The following is a 26,056-nucleotide window of genomic DNA, read 5'->3' as shown; positions in this document are numbered from 1 at the left end:
CCCCAACAATCGGCGCCACCCGAACTGACGACACCCCCCAGAACGTCAGTCCGAGAAAAGAACGCAAGTACGACCTCTTGCGGCCGCTCAGGGGACACCGGCGGCCATGCTGCACATCCCGCAGCGTGTCGCCTGCCAGCTTCCCGCACATGCACGCCACCAACACCCCCGCAGCCGGAGACCTGGCCTGGGACGGCAGCTACAAAAACCGCCGCCCCCCACGCTTCCTACGCGTAGCCCCAGACAGCCCCACCCGCCTGCTGCGCACCGCCCAGCAGAGCCGATGCTCCGACTGCGGCAACCACATCGAGTGGTACGACTGCACAGCTAGCCACAATCCCGTCCCACTCCACCCTCACGAACTCCCCGCCGCGGCAGTACCTCCAAGCCAGCGGTGGCACATCGACACCGGCATCGCCCACCCATCCGGTGACGGCTCACCCTGGTGCCGCGTACGCCACCGCGCCCTGTGCCCCACCACCCCCGCACAGCCCGGCAACCCCACACTGGACACCCTGCGCCGCAACCTGGCCCTCACCTCACGGCGCCTACAGGACACCGGCCACTTCACACCACCCCCACCCCCGCACCTTGGCCCACCCACCTGCGATCCGGCACCGCCCGAAGCCCGGCCGGTCGTCCAATTCCTGTGTCTGCGCTACCTCGCCCCCGGCCCCCTCGAACACATCCCCTGCGTAGCCCAGACCCGCGCCCGCCGCCGCTGCCCGTACCCCGTCCTCGACACCGACGCTCTCCCCGGCACCTGGATCCTGGCGCCCCTCCACTCCGACCATCAGCCAGACCACCTACCGATCACCGAATGGTGGATGGCCCTCTACGACCTCACCCACCTCCCATACAGCGAACAACTGCGCTGGCGCGCGCAACGCTGCACCACCCACACCACCGCCCCAGACGCTGCCGACATCGCCCGCACCACCTGGGAGCCCTTCAACCCCCACACCCACCACCAGCACATCCGCCATCACCTGCCCGACACCCCGCCCACTCACCAAGGCCGCAGATGACAGACGCCGGCTCTTCCGCGACCTGAGCCGCAGGAAGCCGCCGCTCGCCTTGGCCGGCACCATCCCCACCGTCCTGAACGGCGCAGCAGCCCGGAAACCAAAGCCCCCGTGGCCCTCGAGAGCGCCATCACCAGCGCCACCACCCACCACTGCACCGGGGTCTGCGCGTCTGGGACACCGAACATGCGGCTCAATGCCTCTCCAGCAGTGTCCACACGAACACCACTCAGACCGCAACCGGCCGCATCAGCGACCCACCGTCCGGACCCAGCCCGCCGAGAAGAGAAACCTCGTGACCGCTTTGACTGGCTCACCACCTCGCGACTGCGTCGACGGAATCGTCGACCACCTTGTCCACGTCACCCACGACCATCACACCGTGATCCGCCTGACAGTCGCAGAGGACGACCGCGCACCACAGACGGTCACTGCCGTCGGCAAAGCGCTATTCGGCACACAACCGGGAGAGAGCCTTCGCCTGACCGGCACCTGGACCCACCACCCTCGTTACGGACGCCAGTTCAAGACCGAGGTCTGCCACAGGACGCTTCCCGCCACCACCCGCGCTACCCGCCTGTACCTCGCCTCCGGACTCATCCACGGCATCGGCGAAACACTGGCCACCGCCATCGTGAACCACTTCGGGGACCAGACCCTGCACATCATCGACACCGAACCCGGACGCCTCCTGGAAGTCACCGGCATCGGCCCCGCCCGCCTCGAACGCATCGCCCAGGCGTGGCAAACCCAGAAAGCCATCGCTGAAATCATGGTCTTCCTCCAGGGCCTGAACATCTCAGCCCACCTGGCGGTGAAGATCTACCAGACCTACACCGACAGCGACCGCAACCCCATGGAAGTGGTCCGGCACACGCCCTACCAGCTCTGCCACGACATCCACGGCGTCGGATTCGACACCGCAGACCGCATCGCACTCGCTGTCGGCATCCCCAAACACAGCAACCAGCGCCTCCAGGCCGCCCTCCTCCACACCCTCACCCAAGCCCGCACCCGAGGCGACTGCCACCTGCCCGAACGCGTCCTCCTCGCCCGTACACGCCACCTCCTCACCGACCACGACCCCACCACCACCGACATCCTCGAAGACCCGATCCTGCGCCAGGCCCTGAGCACCTTGCGTTCCCGCGGCGAGACGGTCCTAGAGAACCTCCCCGTGCCCGCTGTCGAAGACACGGAGCTCTTTCACGCGACCACCGTCGTCAGCCTCACATCCATGCACCGAGCTGAGGCTGGCCTGGCCGAAGACATCCTGCGCCTCCACCGCGCCCCGCCCACCCTGGCTGAGCACACCGACTGGGTCAGCCAGCTCACCCAGGGCGCTCCCGACAACCTGACCGACGAGCAGCGGCGCGCTGTCCTGACCGCGCTCACCACACCTCTATCGGTCCTGACCGGAGGCCCCGGCTGCGGCAAAACCCATGCCCTGCGCACCCTCGTCGCGATCGCCAACACGGCCGGGATCGGCGTCGCGCTGGCTGCCCCCACCGGGAAGGCCGCCAAGCGCATGGAGGAAGCCGCCGGACACCCGGCCACGACCATCCACCGTCTGCTCAACCCCCCACCCAGACCCTCCGGCAGCCGCGGCGAGCACACGCCGGTGGACGCAGCCGACCTCATCGTCATTGACGAAGCCTCCATACTCGACGTCCAGCTCGCCGCCAGACTCACCGCGGCCATCCGCACAGGCTGTCATCTGCTCCTGGTCGGCGACACCGACCAGCTCCCCAGCGTCGGGCCGGGCCGCGTCCTGCGAGACCTTCTGGCCGTCCCTGAAATCCCCCGCACCCGGCTCACCCGCATCTTCCGCCAGGATGACGGCAGCACGGCGATCATCGACAACGCGCACCGCATCCTGCGAGGCCAGCCACCCCAGCCCGCACCAGGCATCTTCGGCTGCCGCCCCCTTGAAAACGCCAACCACATCGCACAACACGTCGTCGACCTCGTTGCCACACACATTCCGCAGCACTTCAACACGACGTCCGAGGCCATCCAGGTCCTTTGCCCCGCACGACGCCACGTGACCGGCACCCTTGCCCTCAACATGCGACTACAGGCCCGTCTCAACCCACACGCACCCGACAAGCCCCAGCATCACCACGAGGGACGGATCTTCCGCCTCGGAGACCGCGTCCTGCAGATCCGCAACCAACCCCACCGCGGGAACAACGGCGTCTTCAACGGAACCAGCGGCACCATCACCGCCATCGACGCCCAGGACCACTACCTTACCGTCACCTTGACCGACGGCGAACGCGTCCCCTACCACTTCACCGACCTCGACGAACTCCTCCACGCCTACGCCCTGACCGTCCACCGATCCCAGGGCAGCGAATACCCCTACGTCGTCATCCCGATGGCCACCTCCGCCAGCCAACTACTCCAACGCAACCTGCTCTACACCGCTGTCACACGAGCACGCCGCGGCGTCATGCTCATCGGCCAGCCCGCCGCCGTCCATCAAGCCCTCGCCAACACCCACACCCGACGCCGCTTCACCGCCCTCGACCACCGCATCCGACAACCAACCACAGCCCCACCCCGGGCACACGCCAACCACCTCGTTGGACAACTCACCCTCGCATGAAGATGCTCGCCTCCAGGACCCGCTCCGCCCTGTCGCAACGCGCAGTGCTGGAACGGAGCCGTGGAGAACCTCGGCGAGCTGAAGGCCCGAAGGCATACCTTGTTTCTGAGTGCCCGACACCTCGTGCTTCCAGGCCCGTGTCTAGCAGGGCGAGTCTTTGGCGTCCCATTACTGTTCCTGCTGCATGAGTGCTGGCTGGACACGACTGAATATGTGAGATACTCACCTAAAACGCCCTTGGAGTCTCAGTGGCCAACTTGAAGCTAACCGAAGACTTAAGAGTCCATGTCACCTATTACAGTTGGTGCTTTCAAGAATCCGATGAATCGCGAGTCCCGGTCGAGTACCCTGACGAATCGGCTGCCGATTCATTCTTGAGTGAATTCCAGGGACGCTTCGACATCCTCAGCGCCGGCCATACCCACACAGCCAACGTGGCAGTGGAGGTCTGGGATGCAGTGCCTCCGCCAGATGAGCGGCAACGGTGGGACTTTCAAGCCGAGGTGGATTTTGAATCCACGTCAGGGGAAGTGGCAGTATGGACCGAGGGCCGCGATCACAGCTTTCAGCTGACATCTCCAGGCACCTGGAGGGTTCGTGTCCACTGCTCAGGTCGTACTGAGGTGGAACGAATCTCTCAAGAAGAGGGTGTAGCCGACGGCATCGAGCAGTACCTGGTTCAATTCTGGCCGACATCTTAGTGTTGACGACGACAGCCTGTCTCCTGTTTGTGTCATGCCGGCGAGTATCCCCGTACAGGCGGTGAAGCTGAGTCTGGGGAGTCTGTCCGGGTACGTTCTTCGCTGACATGTACGGCTTGGTTTCAGCAGGGCGAGTGAATGCCTTCTTGATGTGCTGAGCCACTGCCTTTTCGGCGGCACCAGACTTAGCGCTGTACTTCAGTGTCGCCATGACAGCGAACGAAGCACCGCCTCGCTTCCGAGGATCCCCGCCACCGGTGGAGTTCCGCAGGTATTTGGCCGCCTCCCAGCGCGGGGGAAGCATGAAGAGGTTCCCACCGCGGGCGCCGTTAACTCCTCGCGGGAAGGCCAATTTGATGGACGGTTGATAGACCATTTCCACCATGTCAAGGGAGCCGCTGCTTCCCTGGCCTGGATCCACCTTGACGGTATGAGTGAACGTACTTGCTCGACGGAACTGATCGAAGCTCTTGGTACCAGGCACCCTGCCGCCCTGCTGCACATGCACCCGTGAAGGCCAGGTCTGAGGGATGTTGCCCTTCGGCGTGATCAAGAGTTGGTCCGTCTTGGTCCTTCCGCCCTTCTCCATCTTGGTGAAGTAGTACTGGTAGCGGACTTCGCGACTGTCCTTGGCTATGGTTCCAACAGCCAGCACGATAAAGTGGCTCCAGCCGACAGGACGCCCGCGCCTGGTCCACGTCTGCCGAAACACGGCCCCCGAACAGATCGCGAACCGCGACTTGATGAACAGCTTCCTGTCGGAACCCAGCCCATTCCGGCACTCCGTCGCCGTCATCGAACGAGAAGGCTCCGGGTAGGACACGCCAGCGGCACGCTGCCCTCGAACGGAGGGCTCAGACGATGCCATAGCCGACCGTTCACTGGCCGCTCCAGCGTAAGAGCGGGCCGGCCCCACAACCTCCATCGGCACGTGCAAAGCCTCAGCAGACTGCTGTCGAGTGCGGCGGGCAAGGTCCGCTCGGAAACCCGCGGATTGCAGCTCCTTCATCGACGGTGCTGCCGCACCCACAGGTAAGACATACGACTCCACGCTCAACTCGTTGGATACCGGGCTGTGCGCATCCGCAGACGGAACAGTGACCGACGACAGCACAGCAGCTGTGAGCAAGCCGACTCTCGCCACAGGTCTTCTCAAGCCAAAACGCATCTAGTGCGCCCCCCTCGTCAAATACATACCGACAGGCAGCCAACTCGTGAACGAGCATCGCGTCGAGTGTCCGGGTGCGGCATGGCTTGATCCACAGGAGACTTTGGCGGATATGTACTGCTCTCGCCCGGCCGTTTTCGTCCATGGCCGTGCCCCAAATCCGGACGCCGAACCTCGGTTTCGAATTCAACCGAAAACCTGATGGGGAAGCGGTTCGTCCTGCGTGATGTAAGAGGTCGGCGAGTTCCGCACACGCCGCAGAGGAGCGTCGAGGTCCAGGAGCCGGCTGTCAGGGGTCCTCCTCCCAGGAGCTGCCACTGGTGCACACTCTGCATAGGGCCGCCTTTACAAGCTCTAACAGAATGATCGGCGGCATGGTGCGGAGCGTCCGGTCAACGGATGGGTCCTAGGAAGGCTGTGTAGTTCTCTCCGCCATAGAGGGACTCGTAGCGGATCATGAGCGTGAGCCGCCGATTGATCAGGTCCTCGACTTCGGCGTGGTTCTGCGGGTCGTAGCTGGCCACACTCAACACGTACTGCTCGTAGTCGGTGGCGATGACCTCTCCTTGGTTGCAGGTCACAGCGGATGGGCGCACCGACAGGAGGCCTCGGACGCGGTCGACACTGCGTGCGTTCCAGGCGCCGAGCACTTCGTCATCGACGGTGAGCGTGCTGTCGACGATGACCGCCGGCCCGAGTCCGGAATTGATGAGCCGGATCCCCGCCCTGCCTCCCGGCGGCCAACCGCGGTGCAGTTGGAGTATCGGGCGCAATGAGTGGCGGTTGTGTTGCCGCATGGCGTGCGTCTGGTAGACCGAGACGATCAGCGACGCGACGGCGATCACGACCGCGCATACCGCGGTGACGGTTTCAGCGTTCATCCCATCCCCCTGGTGAAGTCTGATCGCTCGGACGGTATCCGAACCGATCATCGTGTCCCAGCCCGACCTTCATCGGTTGGTCAGGTCATGAGGGCGTCTCCGTGGGTCGTGTCGGATGAACTGTGGGAGCGGATCGAACCGCTGCTACCCGGCGCTTCCGATATCCGGGCCGCAAACCACTCCCGGAAGCGGCTTCGTGCCGGCCATCGCCCGCCGTGGAACGCGGCATGGCACGGGGCTGGGGCATCTACCGTTGGGTGATCGAGCGCAGTTTTGCGTGGCTGCACGGCTTCCGACGCCTGCGGATCCGATGGGAACGACGGGCCGACATCCACGAAGCGTTCCCCAGACTCGCCTGCTGTCTAATCACCCATCGACAACTCGGCTCAAGAGTTGTCCCGTAACCCGCGAGGCTGAGGGTCATGTTGTGCCAGGGGCGGTGCCGATTGGCACCGGCCGAGCGAAGCGAACGCCCGAGGTCTCCGGTGAGGAGGCGGGGGTGTCGCCGCCACCACCACAGGTCGGGGCCGGGCAGTTTGTGGAACTGGCCGAGTGCTTGGTCGTCTTCGTCGAAGATCGCGGCCCGACAGGGCTCTCCGTCAGAGTGCCAGTGCTTCGTAGGCGGTTTGAAGGAGCTTGTGGCTGCGTGGGTCGGTGAGGCCGAGGTGGGTCATCTGATTCATCACGTAGGCGATGGTCATGCGCGCGTCGAGGTCATTGACGACCAATGATCCGCCCCTTCCGCCCCAGTAGCAGGTGTGGAGGTTGGGCATCCCCACCGGTGCGTCGCCAGCCTTCAAGGCGTAACCCATTCCGAAGCGCACGGGGATGCCGAGCACGAGGTCCATGCCGTGGGACTGCTCGTCGAACACCATGCGGCAGGTAGCTTCGGACAGAAGGCGCGCTGAGGGCGTTTGGCCTCCGGAGGCGAGTACCGCTTGGACGGCGGCTACAGATCGTGCGTTTCCGAAGCCTGCCGCTGCAGGAATCTCGGCGCGGCGCCACTGTGCGCTCCAGGTATCCTGGGCAGTCACGTAGGTGCCGACCGGAATGGCCACCCGCGGGTTGGCTGCGGGTGCGGGGCCGTGTGCGGGGATGGCATCGGAGACACGGTGGTCGTGTTTGACTGCGAGCCCGATGTGGAAATCGGCATCGAGTGGGGCAGCAATGTGGTCGGCGAAGAATGTGCCGATTGGCTGCTGGCAGATGCGGCGGATGACCTCGCCGATCAAAAAGCCGTGGGTGAACCGGTGGTAGCCAGAAGCCGCGCCAGGTTCCCAGCGGGGCGATTGGCGGGCCAGCAGGGTGGTGGCCTTCTCCCAATCGCACAGGTCGTCGAGGTTCATTGGCTGGTCCCAGTCGGGGAGACCAGCGGTGTGGCCAAGCAGGTGCCGGATCTCGATGTGATTTTTTCCTGCGGTACCGAACTCGGGCCAATATTTTGTGACCGGTGCGGTCAGGTCGAGCTCGTCGCGGTCGGCGAGGACGAGGACACACAGCGCGGTCATCGTCTTCGTAGTGGACCACACGTTGGTGATGGTGTTGCGCTGCCATGGTTGGGTACGCTCCTGGTCGGTGTAGCCTCCCCACAGGTCGACGACGGGTTCGCCGTCGAGGTAGATCGCCACCGAGGCACCGACATCCGCTCCGCTGCGTAGGGAGTCGGCGAACGCCTCCCGTACTGCGCTGAACTGATCGCTACAGTTGCCTTGAATTTTCATGTCGATCTCCGATCTCAGCGCGTCGCTATCGGGCGGTTAAGGCTGGCGGCGACTTCGCGGAGCTGAGGTGAAGTGTCAGCCTTGGCGACTTTGCGTAGGAACTCGATCTCGCCAGGGAGGTCTGCACCTCCGAGGACCGGGATGGTCAGATCACCGCGCAGTAGGGGCGCACCGCTTGCCTTTGCGTGTCGCGCTATGCGCAACCAGCAGGCTGTCACGCGGGGATCGACCTCGGTAGGGGACGAGCCATCGTGTTCAAGCTGTGCCCGAACGTCATCTAATACTGCCTGGGGGATGTAGGCACGCAGATTGAGAACGGCGTCACGGATCTCGATCACTGTCCGGTAGAGACACAAGCCCAACGGGTTAGAGCGCCGCAGGAAATCAAGGCCGCGTTGTTGAGTCTGCACCAGGCGGACGTCGGGCACTGCGTCGACCAAGTCACGCCACAGCGGCCAGAGCTGCCACAAGATCCGGACGCGTCTGAGCGCGAGCGCCGCCGCAGTCCCGAAGGGGACGCAGATCGCGCTCGCTCTTGAGATGGCATAACAACCCAGCAGAAGTGGAGTGATCGATGGGATCCACGAGTATCGCATCCCGATGTAGGTAGCGCTGAGTAGCCAGTACGCTCCGGCGAAGACAGCACCGAGGCCGAAGAGCCGCAATCCGACACGTAGAGCGAGGTCTAAACTCGCACGGCTATACCACCAGCAGGCAGTTGCGCACACCAGGTTCGTGCTGAGATTGACGGTGATGAGGACCACCCAGTATGTCCCGGACGGGGTGGGATCACTAACGGAAGGGATCGTGTGTGACACGTGTGGTTCTGCGGCTAGATCTAGCCAGGCGAGCGCGGTCATCACGAGCCCGGCTACACCGTACAGCAGGTACGTGTGACGGCCGCGAATCGCCAGGAACACGAAGTCCAGTACGGCGGCAGAGGTGAGAACGCCGAACAGGTTTCGTGCCAACGCGGTCAGATGGGTGGGTCCAGTGGCTTGATACATGAGGTCGTTGGCCCATTGCAGATGGAGCGTCACTGCGGCTGCGGCACCCAGGACCGCTAGCCACAGGACCCGTTGCTCGCTTGAACGCATGGCGGTCGGAGCACGTAGCACCACTGCCAACCACAAGTAGGCGATGCCAGCCGTCTCCAAGCCAATCCCGAAACTCCGTAATTCGCTGATCGTCACAGTCGGCGTCGCCTTTGAGTGATTCCCAGCGCCCTGCTGAGTGCCCCCAGCGCGGGAGTTGGGGGCCTAGTGATTCCGGCGTTCTGCGTGGCGAGAATCAGAGTCGCCATCATCTCAGCTTCTTGTTCCTGGGCATCAGAATAGTTTGCACGCTGCAGCATGTTCCGTACGAGCTCTGGATTCAGATCCGGAAACATCAATCGGGCGGTCGCATCGTCCAGGGATGAGCTGCTGCGATGTTCACAGATCATGTGAGCCAGCTCGTGCACGATGATGTGGTCCTGATGAGGCCGCGTAGTCTTGGCTTCGAATATGATGAAGTCGGCAGCGTCCGAGGCTATCCAAAGACCGCACGGCTGTGCGGCCCGCATGGCAATAGGGATCAGATGGAGAGGATGACCGCGCCGCTCGCTTAGCCTCGATCGTTCATGAGGGGTCGTCAGTTTGCTGGCGGACTCTTTGGGGTGGGGGTTTCGGCGTCTGGGCAGGCTGACGGCCCGGTTGTCGCGTCGGGTGGGCGCCGGGTTCCACGGCTCCGGTCGGGGGTGGTGCTGCTCGCAGGGACGGGAACGTGCCGGTCAGCCGGGGTTCGGGAGGACGCGGAGCCGGTCCAGGGCATCGCTGATCACGTCGGCCCAGGGCCAGTGCCTGGCCAGGCGGAGGTAGCGGCGGCGGCCGGTGGTGATGAGCTGCGCGGCGGCGGAGAACAGCCGAAGCCGAAGGCGGCGGGGCTCCCACAGGCGGGCCTTGCCGGTGAGAGCGAGCAGGGGCATCCAGGCCAGCAGGTCCAGGGCGATCTGGACGATCTCCAGCCAGATCTGGTTCTGTGCGGCGCCGTGGTGGGGAAGGTTGCGCAGGCCGGTGGCGCGGGCGGCGCGGATGCGGTCCTCAGCACGGGCACGCTGGCGGTGGCGCAGTTCAAGGGCGGCGATCGCCTCGCCCGCTGTGTTGGTGGCAAAGCAGGTCAACCGCATGCCGTCGGCGTCGGTGAAGCGCAACTGGGCACCGGGGTGCGGCCGTTCCTTCCGCACGATCAGCCGCAGCCCGTTGGGCCAGCCGGTCAGGCAGTCGCCGCCGAGTTCGGCAACCCAGGCGCCGTCGCGGATGTCGCCGTCGGGTTCGACGGCCGGTGTCCAGGCCGAGGCCGGGACCTTCAGGACGGCCTGGTGGATGGCGTCGGTGATGGTCATGCCGACCGAGTACGACAGCCACCTTCCGCGCCGGGCGAGCCAGGCGACGAACTCGTGGGTGCCTCCGCCGGAGTCGGTACGGATCAGCGTCTGCCGGCCGCGCCGGAGCCGTTTCGGCAACTGGGCCAGGGCCAGTCTGGTGGCCTCGATGTGGTCGGCGGCGGTGTTGGAGCCCGCGTTGCCGGGCCGCAGCAGGCCCACGACCGGCTCGCCGGACCCGCTGCGGCCGTGGTCGACGAATCCCATCAGCGGGTGGTGGCCGAACGTCTTCTTCCAGGTCGCGGCTGCGTCCTGCTTCTCGGAGTGGGCCAGGACGAGGACGCCGTCGATGTCCACGATCACCTGCCCGCCCGTGTCCGGCGCTGCTTCACCGGCCAACCGCCATACGCGTTCGCGTACTTCAGCACGGGCGGTGCGCAGTGCTGCCAGGACCCGCTGTCCGCCCGACGCCAGCGTGTTGATCAGCCGGGAGACCGTGGGGTCGGAGGCTACCGGCCCGAACACGGCCGGCTCAGCCCGCAGCAAGCCCACGTCGGCCAGGCAGTCCCCGCCGAGTGCCACCGCGAGCGCGACATCCAGCAGGATCTTGCCCGGATCGTGCACCGCCCGGGCCTTCCGCCACGGCTCAAGCGCCGCCGATATCGCCGTGTCGAGACCGGACTTGCGGATCGTCTCGACCAGCAGCACGGCCCCGGCCTGCGAGACGACCCCACGACCGCCGCCCTCGACGCGGACACGCGGGTAGGACCCGATACGCTTCTTCACCTGGAAAGTGCCTCCGGCGGTGGCGGGAACAAGGACCTCAGCAATCCTCATTCTCGCTGGTCAGAGGCACTTTCTGCTTTCTTGATCACCAGTCGGACAGCCCGCCTCGTGAAAGCGCGAGGCTAGGCCGTCCGCGCCCGTTCTGGCTCCTACTCCATGCCGCGCTGCGCGAGGATGACGGCTTCCTGCATCGCCGGTTGCTCGACCTGAGAGAGGCCACGGGCTGCTGGAGCTGGTGAGCGTGCTGAGGGTGTGTGATGTGGCCGTGTGGAGGGGCCACTGCGCGCAGTCGACCACAACTGCCTGGGGGCCGACTGCCGTCAACACGACGTGTGAAGAGGGGGCTCTGACGTGTGCGGCTACGAGGGGCTTGAAGCTCGCGCTTGCGTCCATGTTGGTCGGATCCTCGTCGGCTCCAGGGACCACGGGCGTGATCGCGGCCACCTTCGTGCTGCCCGTCGTGGTTGAGCCGCAGTGCCCGTCCGATGTTCTGCACGATCTCCGTCTACAGCCGGGGGTGTCGGTGAAGCAGCTCGCTTTCACCCCCGGGGCTCACCGGTGATGTCGGCAGCCTCCCCGAGCACGAGCACGGATACGACAAGGACCGGTGCACGCGATGGCCAGCATCGTCGGTGTCGCCTGCGAACTGCCGCGGGACCTCGCGCCGCGGTCACGAGGCCGAGGCTGGGACAGCGGGTCGCTGGGTATGACTCCAGGAGTGGTCGATACTGAGCTTCGTAGTCGCCCAACCGCCCGAGGCGGGAGCATGGCGGCCGGGCACCTGGGATAGCGTTCCTTTCACTCCGGGCGAGTGAGGGGGAAGTGGTGCAGGTTCAGGGACGTGGGCGTGTCGTCCGCCGGTGGATCGGGTTCGGGGCGATCGCGTTCGGGACGGTGTTCTTGGTCGTCGGGTTGATCCTGGCGGGGGTGTCGGTCTCGTTCCTGGCGGATGCGGAGCGTGCCCGGGGCACGGTGGTAGCGCTGGATTGGCGCAACGACGACCACGGCGCATCCGGCAAGGAGCGGGAGAACGACAAGCCCGCGGCATACCCGGTGGTCGAGTTCACGTCGGCGGACGGCGCGCGGAGGACGTTCCGGAGTTCGACGGGTTCCAATCCCCCCTCGTACGAGGAGGGTGACCGGGTCGAGGTGCTGTACCGCGCCGATTCCCCCGAGGACGCGCGGATCAACGGGTTCGCCTCGCTGTGGCTGCTGCCGCTGGTCTTCGGTGGGGTCGGGCTGGCGATGGCGGGGATCGGGACGGCCGTTGTCAGGGCGAGGCGGTGGCGTTCCTAGGCTGTGTGTTTAGTGGCGAACTGCGATGTACAAAATGGCCAACTGTGGCGCTCAGTGGCCGCACCCGCATGATGACGTCATGCCGCCCATTCGATGCCCAGCTCCCGCAGGGCGTCCAACTGCTCTCGGGTGAGCTTGTTGCGCCTCGATTTGGTGTTGGAGACCCACACATCCAGCTTCACGAGCACCGGTTCTCGCCGTTGACAGCGATCTTCTCAGCGTGCCCTCGTGGTACGGGCCGGTGGACGACTTCTCGGTCGACCCACTGCGTGAGGGCTGTCAGGTCTTGTTGGAACGCCTGCTGCGCCTTGCTCGGGCCCCTCCTTCGCTCGCGCGGCCGTCAGGGCGGGAGACGGCGCCTCAGCAGGCTGTACGCCCAGCCTGGACGCTCCTGCTGTTCGGTCGACAGCTGTGCCCAGGTGCCCGGCTTCTTCTGCTGCTTGAGCCACCGTCCGAGGTCGTCGCCGTCGAACCGCACGCCCGGCTGGATGTCGGGCAGCACACCGTCGGCTTCGGTATCGGCGAGGTCGGCGAGCACGCGGTAGTGCTGCTGCCAGTCCAGCGGCCACGGGCGGTTCCAGACGTGGGATCTGGAGGGGTGGGCGCCGGATGTGTCGTGGGACTACGCCCTGAACCCGGTCCTGGTCCCCGATCACCTGTGCAACTGGCACAAGCAGTAAACGGCTGGTGCAAGCGCGAAGGGCCCGCCCTCGCAGCAGCGGGCCCCTCGCTCAGAAGCTGTTTCAGAACCGGAGATCCGTGACGTTCTGTAACGGATGGCAGAGTCGTTCCGCTGTGTGTCGGGTATGGGGGCGTGTTCGCGCATAAGCGGGCAAGCCCGCACACGAAGCGGGGTATTTTCTGTCGTTTGTGGTGACCTGGGGGCGGGCGGCGGAGCGTGGAAGGTCTACGCGGGCCGGAGCGGTGGTGGCCGGTGAAGTGCCGGCCTTTTCGGGCCCCTGGGAGCGTGTGCCATGGTCCAGACCGTCGGCAGTGTGCCGTGCGAGCGTTTCGATGATCTGGTGGACCAGTCAGTGAAGCTGGTCCGAGTGATGACGGGCTGCCAATTCGCACTCGGAGACTTCGCGCTGGAGATCGCGCCGCTGCGTACGCACGGCGGGAACATGGCGCTGGGGGAGGGCGAGGAGCAGGGGGTGGAGGACTCCTTACGCCTCTTCGCCGAGGAGATAGGACTGTCCTTCCACACGGTGCGGACGTATCGGTGGGTGGCCGCGCGGTGGCCGAAGAATCAGCGCCAGGAGGGCGTCTCCTTCGAGGTGCACCGGATCTTGGCGTCGGCGCCGGACGCGTACGAGTTGATCCAGCATCCTCCAGTCAATGAACGGACGGGCCACTCCGAGTGGAGCGGGGACGCGGCGAAGCGAGCGGCGGGATGGGCGACCGCGACACCGGTGACGGCGGCGGAGAAGGTCGAGGCCATCCGGGACCTTGCGCAGGACGAGGCGGTGGCTGCCCAGGCGGCATGTGACCTGCTGCACCGGCCTGAGGTGGCCTTCAAGGCGATGCGGGACCGGCAGGCCCGTGAGCTGGTCAATCAGGCCCAGTTCGATCAGGCCGAACTCGTCGAGGAAGGAGACGAGGAGGAGGCATGGTGGGACGAGAACGACGCTGGGGAGGAGGACGGCGTTGTTGATCCCGTCGCGATCGTGCGGGGTTTCCACCGGGCTATGGAGTTCACCGACTTGATCGGTGTCTGTCAGGGCTTCGTCGCCGGGGCGAGCCGGCTGGTTCCCCGACTGCGGGGACGGGAGTTCTCCGAATCCCAACTCGCGCTGGTCGCACGGCATTTAGAGAAGATCCGGGCGACGGCGGACTGGATCGAGACGGCGGTGTCCACCGGGAAGGTGGACCTGGATGAGGCCCTGGCCGAGCTGCTGAGGGACAGGTAGCCATGAAACGGCGGGCGGGACTGCCCGCTCATGTTCACGGCGAAGCCGTACGCAAAGCCCTGCAAGAGGCACGTCCTGCCGGGCTGCACCTGAAACAGCTGGTCAAAGCTACCAAGTGCACCCCCGCCCAGGTCTGGACGGGCATCCGGTTCCTGCGGAAGATCGCGGTCAAGGAAGGACTGCCGCCGGTGACCTTCAACCGCCGGGACGGGTTCCAGCTGTCCGAGGAGCCCGAGGTGTGGATCGCTTACGAACGCGCGATCTTCGGGGCCGAGCTGCATCGCATCACGAATTTCATCACCGGGATCGTCGCCCCGCACGCCAAGCGCACCCCCGAGGACGAGTGGGCCCGCCTGGTCCTGGAACAGCTCGGCGGGGTCAAGGCCACCCTGGAAGTCCTCACCCGCATGGAACGCTGAGATGACCTGCCCGAACGAGACCCGACCGCCAGCCGTGCGCGAGCGGCGCTACCCCAGCGACACTACGGACGCCGAATGGGCCGTCCTCGAACCGCTGCTGCCCGTCCCGGCCTGCCGGCTTCCCGCGGGCGGGCGCCCGGAGAAGCATTCGCGCCGCAACGTGGTCGATGCCATACGGTATGTGAACGACAATGGGTGCAAGTGGAGGGCCGTTCCCGTCGACTTCGGGATCCCCTGGCGCACGGTCTACGGGTTTTTCCAGCGATGGCGGGCGAGCGGAGACCTGGCCCGCATCCACGCCGAACTGCACCAGAAAGTCCGCGTTCACGACGGCCTCAATCCCCACACCGTCGCGGTGATCCTGGACTCCCAGTCCGTCAAGGGCGCCGAGACGGTGAGCCAGGACACCCGCGGCTTCGACGGCGGAAAGCTCATCAATGGCAGGAAGCGGCACCTGGCCGTAGACATGCGCGGCATGGCGCTCGCCGTCATGGTCACCCCTGCCGCCCCGCACGACAGTATCCCCGCCCGCGACCAGCTCTTCCGCCTGCGCCTGACCCATCCCGAACTCGCCGTCGCCTGGGCGGACTCCGCCTACGGCGGAACCCTCATCGACTGGTCTCACTCCTTCCTCGGCATCACCCTCAAGACGGTGCCCCGCCGCAAAGACCAGGACGGCTTCGCCGTCCTCGCGAAGAGGTGGCGCGTCGAGCGGGCCATCTCGTGGATCATGAGAGCCAGGAGAAACGTCCGCGACTACGAGCGGCTCATCTCCCACAGCGAGGCCCACATCACCTGGACCTTCATCACCCTCATGGTCCGCCGCCTCACCCACCCTCCCCGGCCACCCCGCACGTCACCACACCCCGTCGAACCGGTCGAGACGAGCGCCGACAAGCCCAAGCCCATACGCCTGCGGAAGCCGTCGAACACCATCCGCCTCGCCCCAGCTGCTCTGAGCTGACACATCTTGCGGCCGGTGTCACTCCGAGATCCGGGTGGCTAGCAGATCTGTCTTCATCGGTGCCACTCGGGGCAATTCCGTGTGCGCGCAAACCCACTGCCAACGGGTCGCCGTTGCGGAGGACCGGTACCCGAGGGGACAATGCGTGGAGGTGCCGGGTGGTCATCCCGGCGAAGTGTTGGAGGCGCTGCTTGTGAACACCGCATCGCGGTGCGCCTCGCTGTGCGCGCCAGACGCTGACCACTTCGCTTCGCCCACCGGCTGACCTGCTTCGTTCGCGGTGGGCGCTTCCTCTTATGGGAGACCACCGTAGTGCCCGAAGACTTCTTGACGGGTGATCGCCGTCCTCTGACAACGGTTCTTGGCGCCAACTTCGTTTCGATCACTGGGAATTGCCTCACGTACATGGGCGTGCCGTGGTTTGTGCTGCAGAGCACGGACAGTGCCGCCAAGGTGGGGATCGTCGCGTTCTGCACACTGCTGCCCGTAGTGCTTGCTGCGCTCGTCGGTGGTCCGGTCATCGACCGGATCGGGCGACGGCGGGTGAGTGTCGCCTCGGATCTCGCCTGCGGGGTTGCCGTTGCGGCGATCCCGCTGCTGCAGTTCGCCGGCATCCTGCATTTCTGGATGCTGTGCGTGCTGATGGCGATGACCGGGCTGTTCCGTTCGCCGGGTGAGACTGCCCGCGGAGTGCTGTTGCCCACGCTCGCCGAACGCGCCGCAATGCCGCTGACCAGGGCCGCCGGGTTGTACGACGGTGCGGCACGCTGTGCGGCGCTGACTGGATCCGCTCTCGGAGGTGTGCTGATCGCCGTACTCGGTGCCGAGAATGTCCTGTTGGTGGATGCCGCGACCTTCGCTGTGGCCGCGCCGCTGTTCGCGTTCGGGGTGCGCGGTCTGCCTGAGGCGCAGGCCCGACGGCGGGTCGAGCCCGCGTCGTTGCGTGCCTACCGTCGTGAACTCGCGGAAGGGTATCGCTTCGTGGCGGCCACGCCGTTGCTGTTGGGCCTGTGCCTGATGACGCTGGTCACCCGGGGGCTCGATCAGGGATGGAGCGCCGTGCTCCTCCCGGTGCATGCCCGTGAGAAGCTTGATGGTTCCATCGATCTCGGTCTGCTGAACGCGGCGTTTGGTATCTGCGCACTCACGGGGGCGCTGGTCTACGGTGCGGTGGGCAGCCGGTTTCGGCGGTGGCCGGTGTTCACGGTTGCGTTTCTCATCGTAGGCCTGCCGCGCTTCGTGGTGGCCGCCTTCACCGACACCTTCGGGCCACTGGCCGTGATCATGGCGGTTGAGGGCCTCGCTTGCGGTGTGCTCAACCCCATCATGGCCACCGTGACGTATGAGACGGTGCCGGAGGCACTGCGCAGCCGGGTGCTGAGTGCGACGACAGCCTCGGTCCAGCTGGTCACTCCGCTGGGCGGACTGGCTGCGGGCTTCCTCGTGGACTCGGTCGGCCTGCCCTCCACGCTGCTGACGATCGGGGGTGTGTACCTGCTCGCCACGCTGTGCCCGGTGATCTTCCCGGCCTGGAGACAAATGGACAGTACCGGCTCTCCCCACGACAGGGCGGAGGGCTCGCTGCCGCAGAGTTCGGGGTCGAAGCGGGTGTAGTCACGCTGATGGCCGTTTCGGCGCTGCTCACAAACACTTGACGTCGGTGCTCCCCGTCGCGTGATCAGGCGGGGGGCCTTGTCCTCTTCGGTGAGCCGCAGGCGCCAGACCAGGTCCTATATCAGGCGCCAGTCACGGAACGTGACAGATCTCCGGTTCTGAAACAGCTTCTAAGCCCCGGGCCCAACGCTCCAGTATGTCAACGTGGTCCGGAGCACCGCCATCTTCCACCACGTGCCCCCCGACTCGACAGCCGCGCCACGTGCCCACTTACCATCCCGCCCGACTGTGAAGCGACTGTCAAGAGCGCATGGCAGGCCGCCGTCTCGTCGTGGGGCATGTCGCCGTACGTCAAGCCCCCAATTGCATTGGCTTGCAAGGCGGAGGGTGAACATTGCCTGATGCGGCACTATTCGCCGCAGGAAGCTCAGCGGCGCCGAGGCTCTTCCCCGTCAGCGTGCCTGGCAGCTGACGGTACCTGTCGGTCGGGCGGTGATTGGCTCCTCTGCCGGGCTGTCCTCCTGGTGGTGGTTCAGGTCGGGAGGAGTGCCCAGACTGTTTTGCCGGAGTCGCCGTGGAGTGCGTATCCCCAGTCGTGGCTGAGGATGTCGATGATGATCAGTCCGCGGCCTTTGGTGTCGTGGAGTGTTGCTGGGTGTGAGACGGGCCGGTCGAGGCTGGGGTCGTGTACGGCGCAGATGATGGCGTCGGGGTGGTTCATCAGGCCGAGCCATCCGTTGCCGTCGGGCCGGTTTTTGAGGGCGTGGCGCAGTGCGTTGGTGACGAGCTCGCTGGCGACGGTGGTGGTGTCCTCAGCGCACGAGCGACGCCCCCAGAGTTTGAGTGTGCGGTGGGTGAAGCGGCGGACCCGGTACAGGCACTGGGGATCTCCGGTGAAGCGGCAGGCGGAGAAGTGAGGGACTCCGAGTCCCATGGCCAGTCCCCAGTCGAAGGGAGCGGGTCGAGTCTGCGGAGAGCGAGGGGAGTCGCTGCGGGGGGCCACCGTGTCCTCTCAAGCGATGCTCGGCCAGCTTCCCTGGCGGTGACGTGAACACTCTTTCGGGGGACTTCAGAAGCGGGCTGGTGAGGCTAGTATTCCGACTACCCCACCCTCCGTGCAATTGCAGGTGAAATCTCACGCATGCGGGGAGCGCTTGCGGATGACGGCATTTCGTCAGCTCTGGCACCGGCCCCGGAGGGTGATATTCGAACGGCATGGCGAAAGAGGTCACGGTGGAACACTTCGTCAACGGCGTCCCTGCCAGCTCGATCACTTGCGTGAAGTGGATCAAGAGCCGGAAGAGCAACGCGGAAGGGGCCTGCGTGGAAGTGGCGGAACTTCCGGGCGGGGGAGTAGCGATGCGGAACTCCCGTCATCCCGACGGGCCCGCCCTTGTCTATACACGCGCTGAACTCGCTGCGTTCGTGGCTGGCGCAAAGAGCGGAGACTTCGATCATATGACGGCCTGAATCCGGGCCCGGGCAAAAGCGGTTGAGGCGGACAGGCAGGCTCCATCCTGGGATAGTGGTGGACGCCGCCAGCCCATCAGGAGCCTGCATGTCCGCCGACCACCCCGACAGAGGGGCGTTGACCGCCACGGCGGTCCCCCTGCCCCGCCGCGGCGAGAAGCCGGTCGCTGCCGGCAAGGTCCTGGGCGCCTATCTGCGAAGGCTCCGCAAAGAGCGGGGCATGGCCATCAAGGACGCTGCGCCGGTCATCCGGGCATCCGTTTCCAAGATCAGCCGCATGGAGCGCGGTGAGAATCCCCCTCGGGAGCGGGATGTGCTCGACCTCCTCAACCACTACGGCGTCAAGGACGACCAGCAGGTCCAGGCCATCCGTGATCTGCTCCGGCATGCGACTGCCGCGGCGTGGTACGACGAGTACAGCGATGTGACTCCAGGCTGGCTCAAGCGTCTGATCGGACTTGAGGACTCGGCCACCGAGATCCGCGCCTACGAAGTCAATGTCGTGCCAGGGCTGTTGCAGACCCCGGGCTACGCAAGGGCCGTCGTCAAGAGCGGACGGCCGCACGACAGTGAAACCGAGATCAAGCGGCGTGTTGCACTCCGAATTGCCCGGCAGAAGCTGCTCCACGCCGCCGGCAGTCCCCAGCTGGTGGCCCTGCTGGACGAGGGCATCCTCCGCCGGCCGGTCGGCGGTCCTGAGGTGATGGCCGAACAGCTCCAGTACCTGCTGCACGCGGCAGAGCGTAGCCGCATCGCCATCCGCATCGTGCGGTTCACCAAAAGCGCGCAAATCGCCCCTACGACTCCGATAACGTATCTGAAATTTGCCCACGGCGGCCCCACGGAACTGATCTACCTGGAGAACGCCATCGGCGCGACGTACGTCACCAACCACAGTGACGTCGAGCGGTATCGCCACCTCCTGTCCGAGCTGTGGGGGGTGGCTGAGTCCCGGAAGGTCACCATGCGGCTTCTCCGTGAAGCCCGAAAAGGCTACTCAGCTCACCCCTTCCGGCACTGCTGACACGACCTGTGCGCAGGTCAGGAGAGTCGGGCCACCCCGCCGTACTCTTCCCACTCGAACGTGCGCTGCCGGGGAGCGACCTCTGAATCCGGACGCCACGTGGAGACCTCGACAAGGTACGGCTGGAGAAGCTCCATGCCTTCGAAGTAGTCCCGCACCTCGCTCTTCTCCCTGACTCTGCCCCACTTGTTGCCAGTCACTCGCAGCATGAAGTCGGTTGCCGCTTGCCGCGTGGCCGCATCATCACTGACAAGCTGGCAGATCACCATGAAGCTGCCGGGAGCCAGGCGGTCGGCCACCTCGCGCACCACTCGCCCGGGCTGCTCTGAGTCGGGGAGGCAGTGCAGGACCGAGACGAACAGCGCAGCCACCGGCTGGGCGAAGTCGATGAAGCCGTCGACATCCGGATGATTGAAGATGCCCTCGGTGTCTGTCATCTCCGCCTGGATGAAGGCGGTCTCGTCGTTCTCGTCGAGCAGCGTGCGCCCGTGGGCCAGCACGATCGGATCGTTGTCGATGTAGACGACGCGCGAACTCCGGTCGACAGCCTGGGCAACCTGATGAACGTTGTTCTGTGTGGGGAGCCCGGAACCATGATCCAGAAACTGGCGTACCCCGTAGTCCCGGGCCAGGACGCGTACCACGCGCTGGAGGAAAAGCCTGTTGTTCCGCGCCAGAGCAGCAGTGCTCGGCGCAATCTCTAACAGCTCCTGACAGGCCTTGCGATCCGAGGCGAAGTTGTCCGTGCCCCCCAGGTACCAGTCGTACATGCGGGCGACACTCGGTGTATTAACGTCGATAGCATGAGCAATGGGATTCTCCCCGCGATCCATCCGACCCCCCTTGCCTCCCTCACCCGGGAGGCTCCTCAGCAGCAGGGAGGCCCATGCTAGAGAGGGCAACGGGGCAATGCCCAGGCATCCTGGGAAGGACCCCCGGACGGCTGACGCGAACTAGACGACCGGTGGAGAAATCACGCGCGCAGCATTCCTCATCTCCGCCCCCACAGCGTCCCTGCCTCGGGCGGACGCAGGGCAGTGGAAAGCCACCGCGGCAGACTCCGCTCCGCCATGAGCAGATGGGCCGCCATGACCGACGAGCTGATCCCCATGAGATCCGCACCCGCGGTCAGCGTCATCCCCAGCCGGTAGTGCAGCAACACCGCATCAGCCTGCTCTGCCGGCAGCACACCGTACAGACCCCCCAGGCTCTCGTCCGCCGCACCCTCCGCCCGGTCGGCTTCCGATACGCACCGGCCCAGCAGCCGCCACGAAAACGCTGCCGGGCACGCGCTGCTCAACGCTTCGGGCCACCGGCACCCCAGGGAGTCAAACGCTGCTCCCACCACAGCAGTTCCTCTGTCCCCGACCCGGACCCGGGCGTAGCGGAGGTAGCTGTCACGGTGCATCTGCCTGAAGGCGCGGTAGCCCAGTAGCGCAGTCGCGGACGGTCCACCACAGGCCACGACAGCCTCCCTCCTGAGACATCGACTTCTGACACTCCTGACCCACCGGGCGATTCACGGGCCTGCGGTCCCGGGGCCAGCGCTGCCCTCTGTGCCGGGCAGCCCGGAGCGTGGCAGCCCGCCCGCAGGGAAGACATCACGAGAGGCGAGAAATGCGTAATGCATGTCCTCCCACAAGGGACGGATGGCCGACGCCTCTCCGCCCAGGCGCACCACCAGGTCCTCGACCGTAGGCCAGTCCGGGATGAGACCACCGCCGAACACCTCCTGGACCACCTCGGGAGTCAGGGCAGGTCCGCCGCCTTTGCACAGGCGCCGCAACTCGGGGCTGCCCGCCGCCAGATACAGCCCCCGCAGTGCGGCCTGTAGCTGCGATGCGGCACCGGTCACTGACCGCCGCACCGGGAAAGACATCCCTTGAGCCCGCTCCCAGAGGAACCGCAGTTCCCCGGCCTGCCCTCCAAAGATTGTCGCCAGCATGTGCACGGTCGGCCAGGCAGGCAAACGGGCTCCGGCCAGCACGCGCGACACCGAGGAGGGAGACAACACCGCCTCCTGAGCGGCATCCTGAAGGGTCATCGAGCTCTGGCGCTGCAGGTGGGAGAGAGCGGCTGCCAGTTTCTGACGCGCCTGTTCAGCTCCTCCGCCGTCACGTCCCGGCGGAGTCTCATCGTCGCCCATGGCAGATGCCCACTTCCCTGCTGCTGGCTCCGGCGGTGCGGACCACTGCTGATCACGCCGGGCCAGCAGCCGCTTGACCTTGAGGTCGCTCCACCTGGCCCGCGCTGTCTCCACGCTCACCCCCGCGGCCTGCGCCACCACGCCCCAGCCTGTCCCGCGGGACCGTGCGTCCTGCACTGCCGCCGCCATGTAGCAGCCCACATTTCTCGCCAGCCGGTCGGCATGTGACAGGAGGTCAGGCAGGGCTTCCTTCTTTCTCTCCGCCTCGGCCAACCGGGCCGCCAGGACGAGCGTGTCGTCCGCGACCTGTCGCCCCCAGTCAGACGGAGTTGTCTCCCCGCGCGCTGCCGGCTCGCTGTCACGCAAACGCTGAGCCTGCCGTCGGCAGGACTTGTTGCAGTAGTCCCGCTTGCGGCCCGGTCCTGACCGTTGCCGGAACGGGCCTCCGCAGTGCGCGCACTGCGTATAGGAAGGCGCACTCATATGCCGTTTCTCCCCTCCCTCCGGGACACTCTTCGTTCGCCCCGGAGCAGAAAATCCCCGACGAACCCGGCACTGAGCCGTCGGTGGCACCGGACGCCTGTTCCGGAGGGACACACCCTCCGGAACAGGCGCTCGGCATCTCTAGAGGAAGCGAATCCGCAGGTGGCGGACACTTGAACGGCCAGCAGCGGCCGTCAGCACCCCCAACGGGATGACCCACGGAGGAAGGTGGCTGGATCCCGCCAGGGCAACCCAGATCACGATGACCACCCAGATGACGCTGCGCAGCCGCACCGTGACATCGCTGGCAATCAGCATGCGGTTTTGACGGGGCAGAATCGACGGCCTGCTAAGTTCGCTTTTCGCCGAGGTTGGCGTGAACGCCCCTCGCGTGATTCGGTCGAGCACCAGCTGAATCCTATGTTCGATCGGACAAGCCCCGGGGTGGGCGCAATCCACCCTGGGGCGACTTCATGCGGGGGGTACTCCCCGCTCAAGGCATCAACGTACAGCCGGTCGCACAACCCCTTGGAATCCGTGCAATCGGCGATATGCTTCAGGCCTTTAACTACTGCAGAGGGAACCTGATCGCCTGCTGTCAAAGAATGGCAAGGTGCTCCATAGCGGCGATCACTTGCGATCAAGGTGATCCGCAAAGGGTAAAGTTTCACACAGGAATAGGCCTTCTGTTGGTGACGCTACCGCCGATCAGGTATGCGATGGCGTAGAGATGCCAATTCACCCGTGTGGGTTACGTACTGCACGTGCAGGTGCAAAAATTCCGAAGCCTTCGGGTCAGGCTCTCGCACTGAAGGGGGCCGAAAATTCATCCCAAACCGGCGTAAGCAGGGGAAGTGCCGCGCGCGTCGCTCCACCAGCATGCCAGGCACCGCTCAAGCGAGCCCGGCGAACTCAAACATGCATGGCATGTCGGACCACGGCACTCCGAACCTGAGCTCACGTCAGCGCTTCAAGCTGCCGACGGCCGCTACGACCCAAAGGCGCTCCAGGAGTACCGCAGCGGCACGGATGCGGCGCGGCACAGACCCAGGTGGGATCTCGCTGGACGAGTTTGCATCAGTTCCGCCGTCGTGGCCGCCGCGGTCGCGCGTGACATGATGGTGAGGTGCCGTGACAGGAGACGCCCCGCCGCACCCTGACAGGGACTGCTCGGCGGGGACGTGGGGAACGGCTCTGTGCTGAGGCCGCCCCGGGTGTCTGACTCGCGTCCCGGCCGGCTCTTTGTGTGCTCGCTTCAGGACTGGATGAACTCGCCCTCGACGGCACCACGGACGAAGGCGGCCCATGCGTCGGCGGAGAAGAGCATCGCGGGCCTGCTGATGTCGTTGGAGTCGCGCAGGGCCACGATGCCGCCGGTGACGGCGATCTCGACGCAGGCCCCGGTGCCGGAGCTGTAGCTGCTCTTACGCCAGGCAGCGCCGGTCAGATCGACCTCTGGGGCCGGTCGCCTGTGCTGGTTGGTCATGGCTGCTGCATCTCCTTCGCGAGGTTTTCCAGGATGCTCGGGGTCTCTTGGGGGTCGGGGCCGGCTGCGCGGACCATGTCGAAGGTCTGGGTGAACTTGCGTACGTCGCGCTCCTTCTCCAGGTACACATTCCCGGCGATGGAGTCGACGTAGACGACGCTTGGGGTGGTCGGTTCGAAGTCCAGCAGGGCGAACGTTCCGGCCATGGCCATGTGGGCGCCCTTGGCGTTCGGCATGACCTGCACGGTGACGTTCGGCAGGGCGGATGCTCGGATGAGCTGGTTGATCTGTGCGGCCATCACTTCCTTGCCGCCTACCGGGCGCCGCAGCGCGGACTCCTCGATGACTGCCCACAGCTCCAACGGGTGGGAGCTGCGAGTCAGCAGCTTTTGACGCTCCATGCGGAAGCGGACCAGCCGTTCGACCTCGTCGGGCTCATTGGGGCGAACCGCAGCGATGACCGCACGGGCGTAGTCCTCGCTCTGCAGCAGCCCGTGCACGAAGATCGGCTCGTAGGCGCGGACCGTCCGGGCGTCGGATTCCAGACCTGCGTAGGTGGCCATGCCCGACGGCAGGATCTCCTCATAGTGGGCCCACCAACCCTGCTTCTGCGCGTCCTTGTGGATCTGCATCACGGTCTCCACCTGTGCGGAGTCGGTGACCTCGTACCAGTCCAGAAGGTCGCGAACGTCCCGGGCCTTGATCGGAGCCTGTCCGGTTTCCACCCGGGAGACCTTGGACATCGAGCACTCCAAGTAGGCCGCCGCGTCCTCGATCTTCTTGCCTGCCGCCTCGCGCAGACGGCGCAGCTCGGCACCGAGCTGGCGCTTGCGCACCGTCGGTCCGCTGGCTGGTGGCATGACACCCCTCCTGACAGCACTGCCCGCGTGTTGCTGCACGCAATTGTGCCGCATCACCCTTCCACGCACCGTCCCTCCAGCATTGAACGTCACCACTGCATATGCCATTTCCCTGACGCACTTGCGTGAGAGAAGTTCGTGACGCCATTCTGAGGGGACTTCACGATCCGTAGCGCTGCTGTCGCTGATCGTTTGCGTCGTGGTGCGAGCAGGTATCGCCCGCCCGAAGGGAGCCCCCGGTGATGCACGCAGTGCCCAGCCCGGTGCAGGAGCACAACGCGAACGCCGGCGCAGCCCATCCGATAGCAGCACTGGTGACCGGACGACGCCTGTCCTTCATCGTGCAAGCAGAAAAAGAAGCCGTGCCCGTAGCCCGCAGGGGAGGCCGCAGCCCACCTTCAGATGTGGGGCCTGCCGCACGAGGCGGAGATTGTTGCAACTGCCGTCCTCGCGGCAAGCGAGCTGGTCACCAACGTCGCCCAACACACGACCAGTTCGACCACCACGGCGGATGTCACGCTGACTCTCGAAGATGACGAGCTGACACTGACCGTCCACGACCGGCACCCCGCCCTGCCGAAGCCGTCCGCGACCGTGGACGCCTACCAGGTCAGCGGGCGCGGCCTGTGGCTGGTTGAGACCCTGACCGCCGAGGCGGGCGGGTCGACCGATATATCCGTCGACGCAGACGGCGGCGGCAAGTCCGTCGAGATACGCCTGCCACTCGACGCCATCCCCTGAAAGAACCCTCCGCATACAGGGCAGCTGACTCCGCCACCCTCGCTGCGCCTCCACGCCGCCCCCGGCCCTCCCACTGGTGCCACGCCGGACCACCCCGTCCAACCGGCCGGGGTACACGAGAAAGCTCTCAAGGAGGTCTGATGACCACCGCAACACCCGTAAGGAAGCCCGCCACCGAGCACACCGCCGTCACGGAGCACGGAGGCGAGAGCGTCGACGATGCCTTCGTCCTCGACATCCACGTCATCTCCGACGTCCGCCCCGACTTAATGCCCACGGCGTGCGACACCAACGACGGCTGCAAGAAGACCTGCGCGTCAGCCTGCACCAGCACCTGACAGACAACAGCGGCTCAACGGGCCCAAGGAGCGATGGCCTCCTCCGGCCC

22 protein-coding genes and 4 pseudogenes are annotated in these 26,056 nt (G+C 65.7%); 13 read left to right on the top strand and 13 right to left on the bottom strand.

Annotated elements, in window-relative coordinates:
• Positions 1-149: 149 nt before the first annotated feature.
• From HUT19_RS00500 to HUT19_RS00490, 3 genes are all read left to right on the top strand, one after another.
• Positions 150-1,028, top strand: coding sequence for a DUF6083 domain-containing protein (locus HUT19_RS00500; protein ID WP_254885338.1), 879 nt, complete (start codon positions 150-152; stop codon positions 1,026-1,028).
• A gap of 49 nt (positions 1,029-1,077) precedes the next feature.
• Positions 1,078-3,636, top strand: coding sequence for an ATP-dependent RecD-like DNA helicase (locus HUT19_RS00495; RefSeq protein ID WP_176178554.1), 2,559 nt, complete (start codon positions 1,078-1,080; stop codon positions 3,634-3,636).
• Positions 3,637-3,884: 248 nt separating this feature from the next.
• Positions 3,885-4,337 (top strand): hypothetical protein, encoded by a 453-nt coding sequence (locus tag HUT19_RS00490; RefSeq protein ID WP_176178553.1) that lies wholly within the window; start codon positions 3,885-3,887, stop codon positions 4,335-4,337.
• 1,560 nt (positions 4,338-5,897) lie between these two features.
• Here HUT19_RS00490 and HUT19_RS00485 read toward each other — a convergent pair.
• The gene (locus HUT19_RS00485) at positions 5,898-6,386 is read right to left on the bottom strand and encodes a hypothetical protein (protein ID WP_176178552.1); all 489 of its coding nucleotides are present in this window, start codon (positions 6,384-6,386) and stop codon (positions 5,898-5,900) included.
• 199 nt (positions 6,387-6,585) lie between these two features.
• Here HUT19_RS00485 and HUT19_RS00480 point away from each other — a divergent pair.
• Positions 6,586-6,790 (top strand): annotated as a pseudogene (locus HUT19_RS00480) (transposase); the annotation flags it as partial.
• Positions 6,791-6,985: 195 nt separating this feature from the next.
• Here HUT19_RS00480 and HUT19_RS00475 read toward each other — a convergent pair.
• From HUT19_RS00475 to HUT19_RS42515, 4 genes and pseudogenes are all read right to left on the bottom strand, one after another.
• Positions 6,986-8,107, bottom strand: a complete 1,122-nt coding sequence (locus HUT19_RS00475) for a serine hydrolase domain-containing protein (RefSeq protein ID WP_176178551.1) — start codon at positions 8,105-8,107, stop codon at positions 6,986-6,988.
• Between the two features lie 14 nt (positions 8,108-8,121).
• Positions 8,122-9,300: an MAB_1171c family putative transporter gene (locus tag HUT19_RS00470; protein ID WP_176178550.1), complete on the bottom strand. Its 1,179-nt coding sequence runs from the start codon at positions 9,298-9,300 to the stop codon at positions 8,122-8,124.
• A 578-nt stretch (positions 9,301-9,878) separates the two neighbouring features.
• The gene (locus HUT19_RS00465; protein ID WP_176178549.1) at positions 9,879-11,255 is read right to left on the bottom strand and encodes an IS1380 family transposase; all 1,377 of its coding nucleotides are present in this window, start codon (positions 11,253-11,255) and stop codon (positions 9,879-9,881) included.
• 357 nt (positions 11,256-11,612) lie between these two features.
• Positions 11,613-11,922 (bottom strand): annotated as a pseudogene (locus tag HUT19_RS42515) (helicase); the annotation flags it as partial.
• 155 nt (positions 11,923-12,077) lie between these two features.
• On the opposite strand from HUT19_RS42515, the gene HUT19_RS00460 reads away from it, so the two are divergent.
• Positions 12,078-12,551, top strand: coding sequence for a DUF3592 domain-containing protein (locus tag HUT19_RS00460; RefSeq protein ID WP_254885336.1), 474 nt, complete (start codon positions 12,078-12,080; stop codon positions 12,549-12,551).
• A gap of 77 nt (positions 12,552-12,628) precedes the next feature.
• Here the strand turns inward: HUT19_RS00460 and HUT19_RS42510 are convergent.
• A pseudogene (locus HUT19_RS42510) lies at positions 12,629-13,131 on the bottom strand (helicase associated domain-containing protein); the annotation flags it as partial.
• A gap of 394 nt (positions 13,132-13,525) precedes the next feature.
• Between HUT19_RS42510 and HUT19_RS00445 the strand changes: the two are divergent.
• From HUT19_RS00445 to HUT19_RS00430, 4 genes are all read left to right on the top strand, one after another.
• Positions 13,526-14,461 carry a DUF6192 family protein gene (locus tag HUT19_RS00445; protein WP_176178546.1) on the top strand — a complete coding sequence of 312 codons (936 nt, stop codon included), beginning with the start codon at positions 13,526-13,528 and terminating at the stop codon, positions 14,459-14,461.
• A 2-nt stretch (positions 14,462-14,463) separates the two neighbouring features.
• Positions 14,464-14,880: a hypothetical protein gene (locus tag HUT19_RS00440; protein ID WP_176178545.1), complete on the top strand. Its 417-nt coding sequence runs from the start codon at positions 14,464-14,466 to the stop codon at positions 14,878-14,880.
• 34 nt (positions 14,881-14,914) lie between these two features.
• Positions 14,915-15,844: an IS5 family transposase gene (locus HUT19_RS00435; protein WP_368661738.1), complete on the top strand. Its 930-nt coding sequence runs from the start codon at positions 14,915-14,917 to the stop codon at positions 15,842-15,844.
• Between the two features lie 312 nt (positions 15,845-16,156).
• On the top strand, positions 16,157-17,458 hold the full coding sequence (locus HUT19_RS00430) for an MFS transporter (RefSeq protein ID WP_254885334.1): 1,302 nt from the start codon (positions 16,157-16,159) through the stop codon (positions 17,456-17,458).
• Positions 17,459-17,990: 532 nt separating this feature from the next.
• Here HUT19_RS00430 and HUT19_RS00425 read toward each other — a convergent pair.
• Positions 17,991-18,392: an ATP-binding protein gene (locus tag HUT19_RS00425; protein WP_176178543.1), complete on the bottom strand. Its 402-nt coding sequence runs from the start codon at positions 18,390-18,392 to the stop codon at positions 17,991-17,993.
• 281 nt (positions 18,393-18,673) lie between these two features.
• Here HUT19_RS00425 and HUT19_RS00420 point away from each other — a divergent pair, with 281 nt between their 5' ends.
• Both HUT19_RS00420 and HUT19_RS00415 read left to right on the top strand, forming a co-directional pair.
• On the top strand, positions 18,674-18,928 hold the full coding sequence (locus HUT19_RS00420; protein ID WP_217712214.1) for a DUF397 domain-containing protein: 255 nt from the start codon (positions 18,674-18,676) through the stop codon (positions 18,926-18,928).
• A gap of 88 nt (positions 18,929-19,016) precedes the next feature.
• Positions 19,017-19,952 carry a helix-turn-helix transcriptional regulator gene (locus HUT19_RS00415; RefSeq protein WP_176178542.1) on the top strand — a complete coding sequence of 312 codons (936 nt, stop codon included), beginning with the start codon at positions 19,017-19,019 and terminating at the stop codon, positions 19,950-19,952.
• 17 nt (positions 19,953-19,969) lie between these two features.
• On the opposite strand, the gene HUT19_RS00410 is transcribed toward HUT19_RS00415, so the two are convergent.
• From HUT19_RS00410 to HUT19_RS00385, 6 genes are all read right to left on the bottom strand, one after another.
• Complete coding sequence (locus HUT19_RS00410; RefSeq protein ID WP_176178541.1) at positions 19,970-20,785, bottom strand: SAM-dependent methyltransferase; 816 nt, start codon at positions 20,783-20,785, stop codon at positions 19,970-19,972.
• A 158-nt stretch (positions 20,786-20,943) separates the two neighbouring features.
• Positions 20,944-21,297, bottom strand: a complete 354-nt coding sequence (locus tag HUT19_RS00405) for a sigma-70 region 4 domain-containing protein (RefSeq protein ID WP_176178540.1) — start codon at positions 21,295-21,297, stop codon at positions 20,944-20,946.
• A gap of 174 nt (positions 21,298-21,471) precedes the next feature.
• On the bottom strand, positions 21,472-22,464 hold the full coding sequence (locus tag HUT19_RS00400; RefSeq protein ID WP_176178539.1) for a helix-turn-helix domain-containing protein: 993 nt from the start codon (positions 22,462-22,464) through the stop codon (positions 21,472-21,474).
• Positions 22,465-22,722: 258 nt separating this feature from the next.
• Positions 22,723-22,989, bottom strand: a complete 267-nt coding sequence (locus tag HUT19_RS00395) for a hypothetical protein (RefSeq protein ID WP_176178538.1) — start codon at positions 22,987-22,989, stop codon at positions 22,723-22,725.
• A gap of 847 nt (positions 22,990-23,836) precedes the next feature.
• Positions 23,837-24,067, bottom strand: a complete 231-nt coding sequence (locus tag HUT19_RS00390) for a DUF397 domain-containing protein (protein WP_176178537.1) — start codon at positions 24,065-24,067, stop codon at positions 23,837-23,839.
• The gene (locus HUT19_RS00385) at positions 24,064-24,927 is read right to left on the bottom strand and encodes a helix-turn-helix transcriptional regulator (protein WP_176178536.1); all 864 of its coding nucleotides are present in this window, start codon (positions 24,925-24,927) and stop codon (positions 24,064-24,066) included. The genes HUT19_RS00390 and HUT19_RS00385 overlap by 4 nt, the downstream gene beginning before the upstream one ends.
• Before the next feature lie 396 nt (positions 24,928-25,323).
• Here HUT19_RS00385 and HUT19_RS00380 point away from each other — a divergent pair.
• Positions 25,324-25,668 (top strand): annotated as a pseudogene (locus tag HUT19_RS00380) (ATP-binding protein); the annotation flags it as partial.
• 140 nt (positions 25,669-25,808) lie between these two features.
• Complete coding sequence (locus HUT19_RS00375; protein ID WP_176178534.1) at positions 25,809-26,006, top strand: FxLD family lanthipeptide; 198 nt, start codon at positions 25,809-25,811, stop codon at positions 26,004-26,006.
• The last annotated feature ends 50 nt before the right edge of the window (positions 26,007-26,056 follow it).

This window comes from Streptomyces sp. NA02950 (assembly GCF_013364155.1).
In the GTDB taxonomy this organism is placed as follows: Bacteria; Actinomycetota; Actinomycetes; order Streptomycetales; family Streptomycetaceae; genus Streptomyces.
This window is presented reverse-complemented; position numbering and strand designations above follow the sequence as displayed.

Excerpts from the sequence above, each read along its gene's own strand:
- HUT19_RS00500 (WP_254885338.1), top strand. The coding sequence starts at position 150 with ATGCACGCCACCAACACCCCCGCAGCCGGAGACCTGGCCTGGGACGGC.
- HUT19_RS00485 (WP_176178552.1), bottom strand. The coding sequence starts at position 6,386 with ATGAACGCTGAAACCGTCACCGCGGTATGCGCGGTCGTGATCGCCGTC.
- HUT19_RS00475 (WP_176178551.1), bottom strand. The coding sequence starts at position 8,107 with ATGAAAATTCAAGGCAACTGTAGCGATCAGTTCAGCGCAGTACGGGAG.
- HUT19_RS00445 (WP_176178546.1), top strand. The coding sequence starts at position 13,526 with ATGGTCCAGACCGTCGGCAGTGTGCCGTGCGAGCGTTTCGATGATCTG.
- HUT19_RS00440 (WP_176178545.1), top strand. The coding sequence starts at position 14,464 with ATGAAACGGCGGGCGGGACTGCCCGCTCATGTTCACGGCGAAGCCGTA.
- HUT19_RS00425 (WP_176178543.1), bottom strand. The coding sequence starts at position 18,392 with ATGGGACTCGGAGTCCCTCACTTCTCCGCCTGCCGCTTCACCGGAGAT.
- HUT19_RS00420 (WP_217712214.1), top strand. The coding sequence starts at position 18,674 with ATGGCGAAAGAGGTCACGGTGGAACACTTCGTCAACGGCGTCCCTGCC.
- HUT19_RS00415 (WP_176178542.1), top strand. The coding sequence starts at position 19,017 with ATGTCCGCCGACCACCCCGACAGAGGGGCGTTGACCGCCACGGCGGTC.
- HUT19_RS00410 (WP_176178541.1), bottom strand. The coding sequence starts at position 20,785 with ATGGATCGCGGGGAGAATCCCATTGCTCATGCTATCGACGTTAATACA.
- HUT19_RS00390 (WP_176178537.1), bottom strand. The coding sequence starts at position 24,067 with ATGACCAACCAGCACAGGCGACCGGCCCCAGAGGTCGATCTGACCGGC.
- HUT19_RS00385 (WP_176178536.1), bottom strand. The coding sequence starts at position 24,927 with ATGCCACCAGCCAGCGGACCGACGGTGCGCAAGCGCCAGCTCGGTGCC.
- HUT19_RS00375 (WP_176178534.1), top strand. The coding sequence starts at position 25,809 with ATGACCACCGCAACACCCGTAAGGAAGCCCGCCACCGAGCACACCGCC.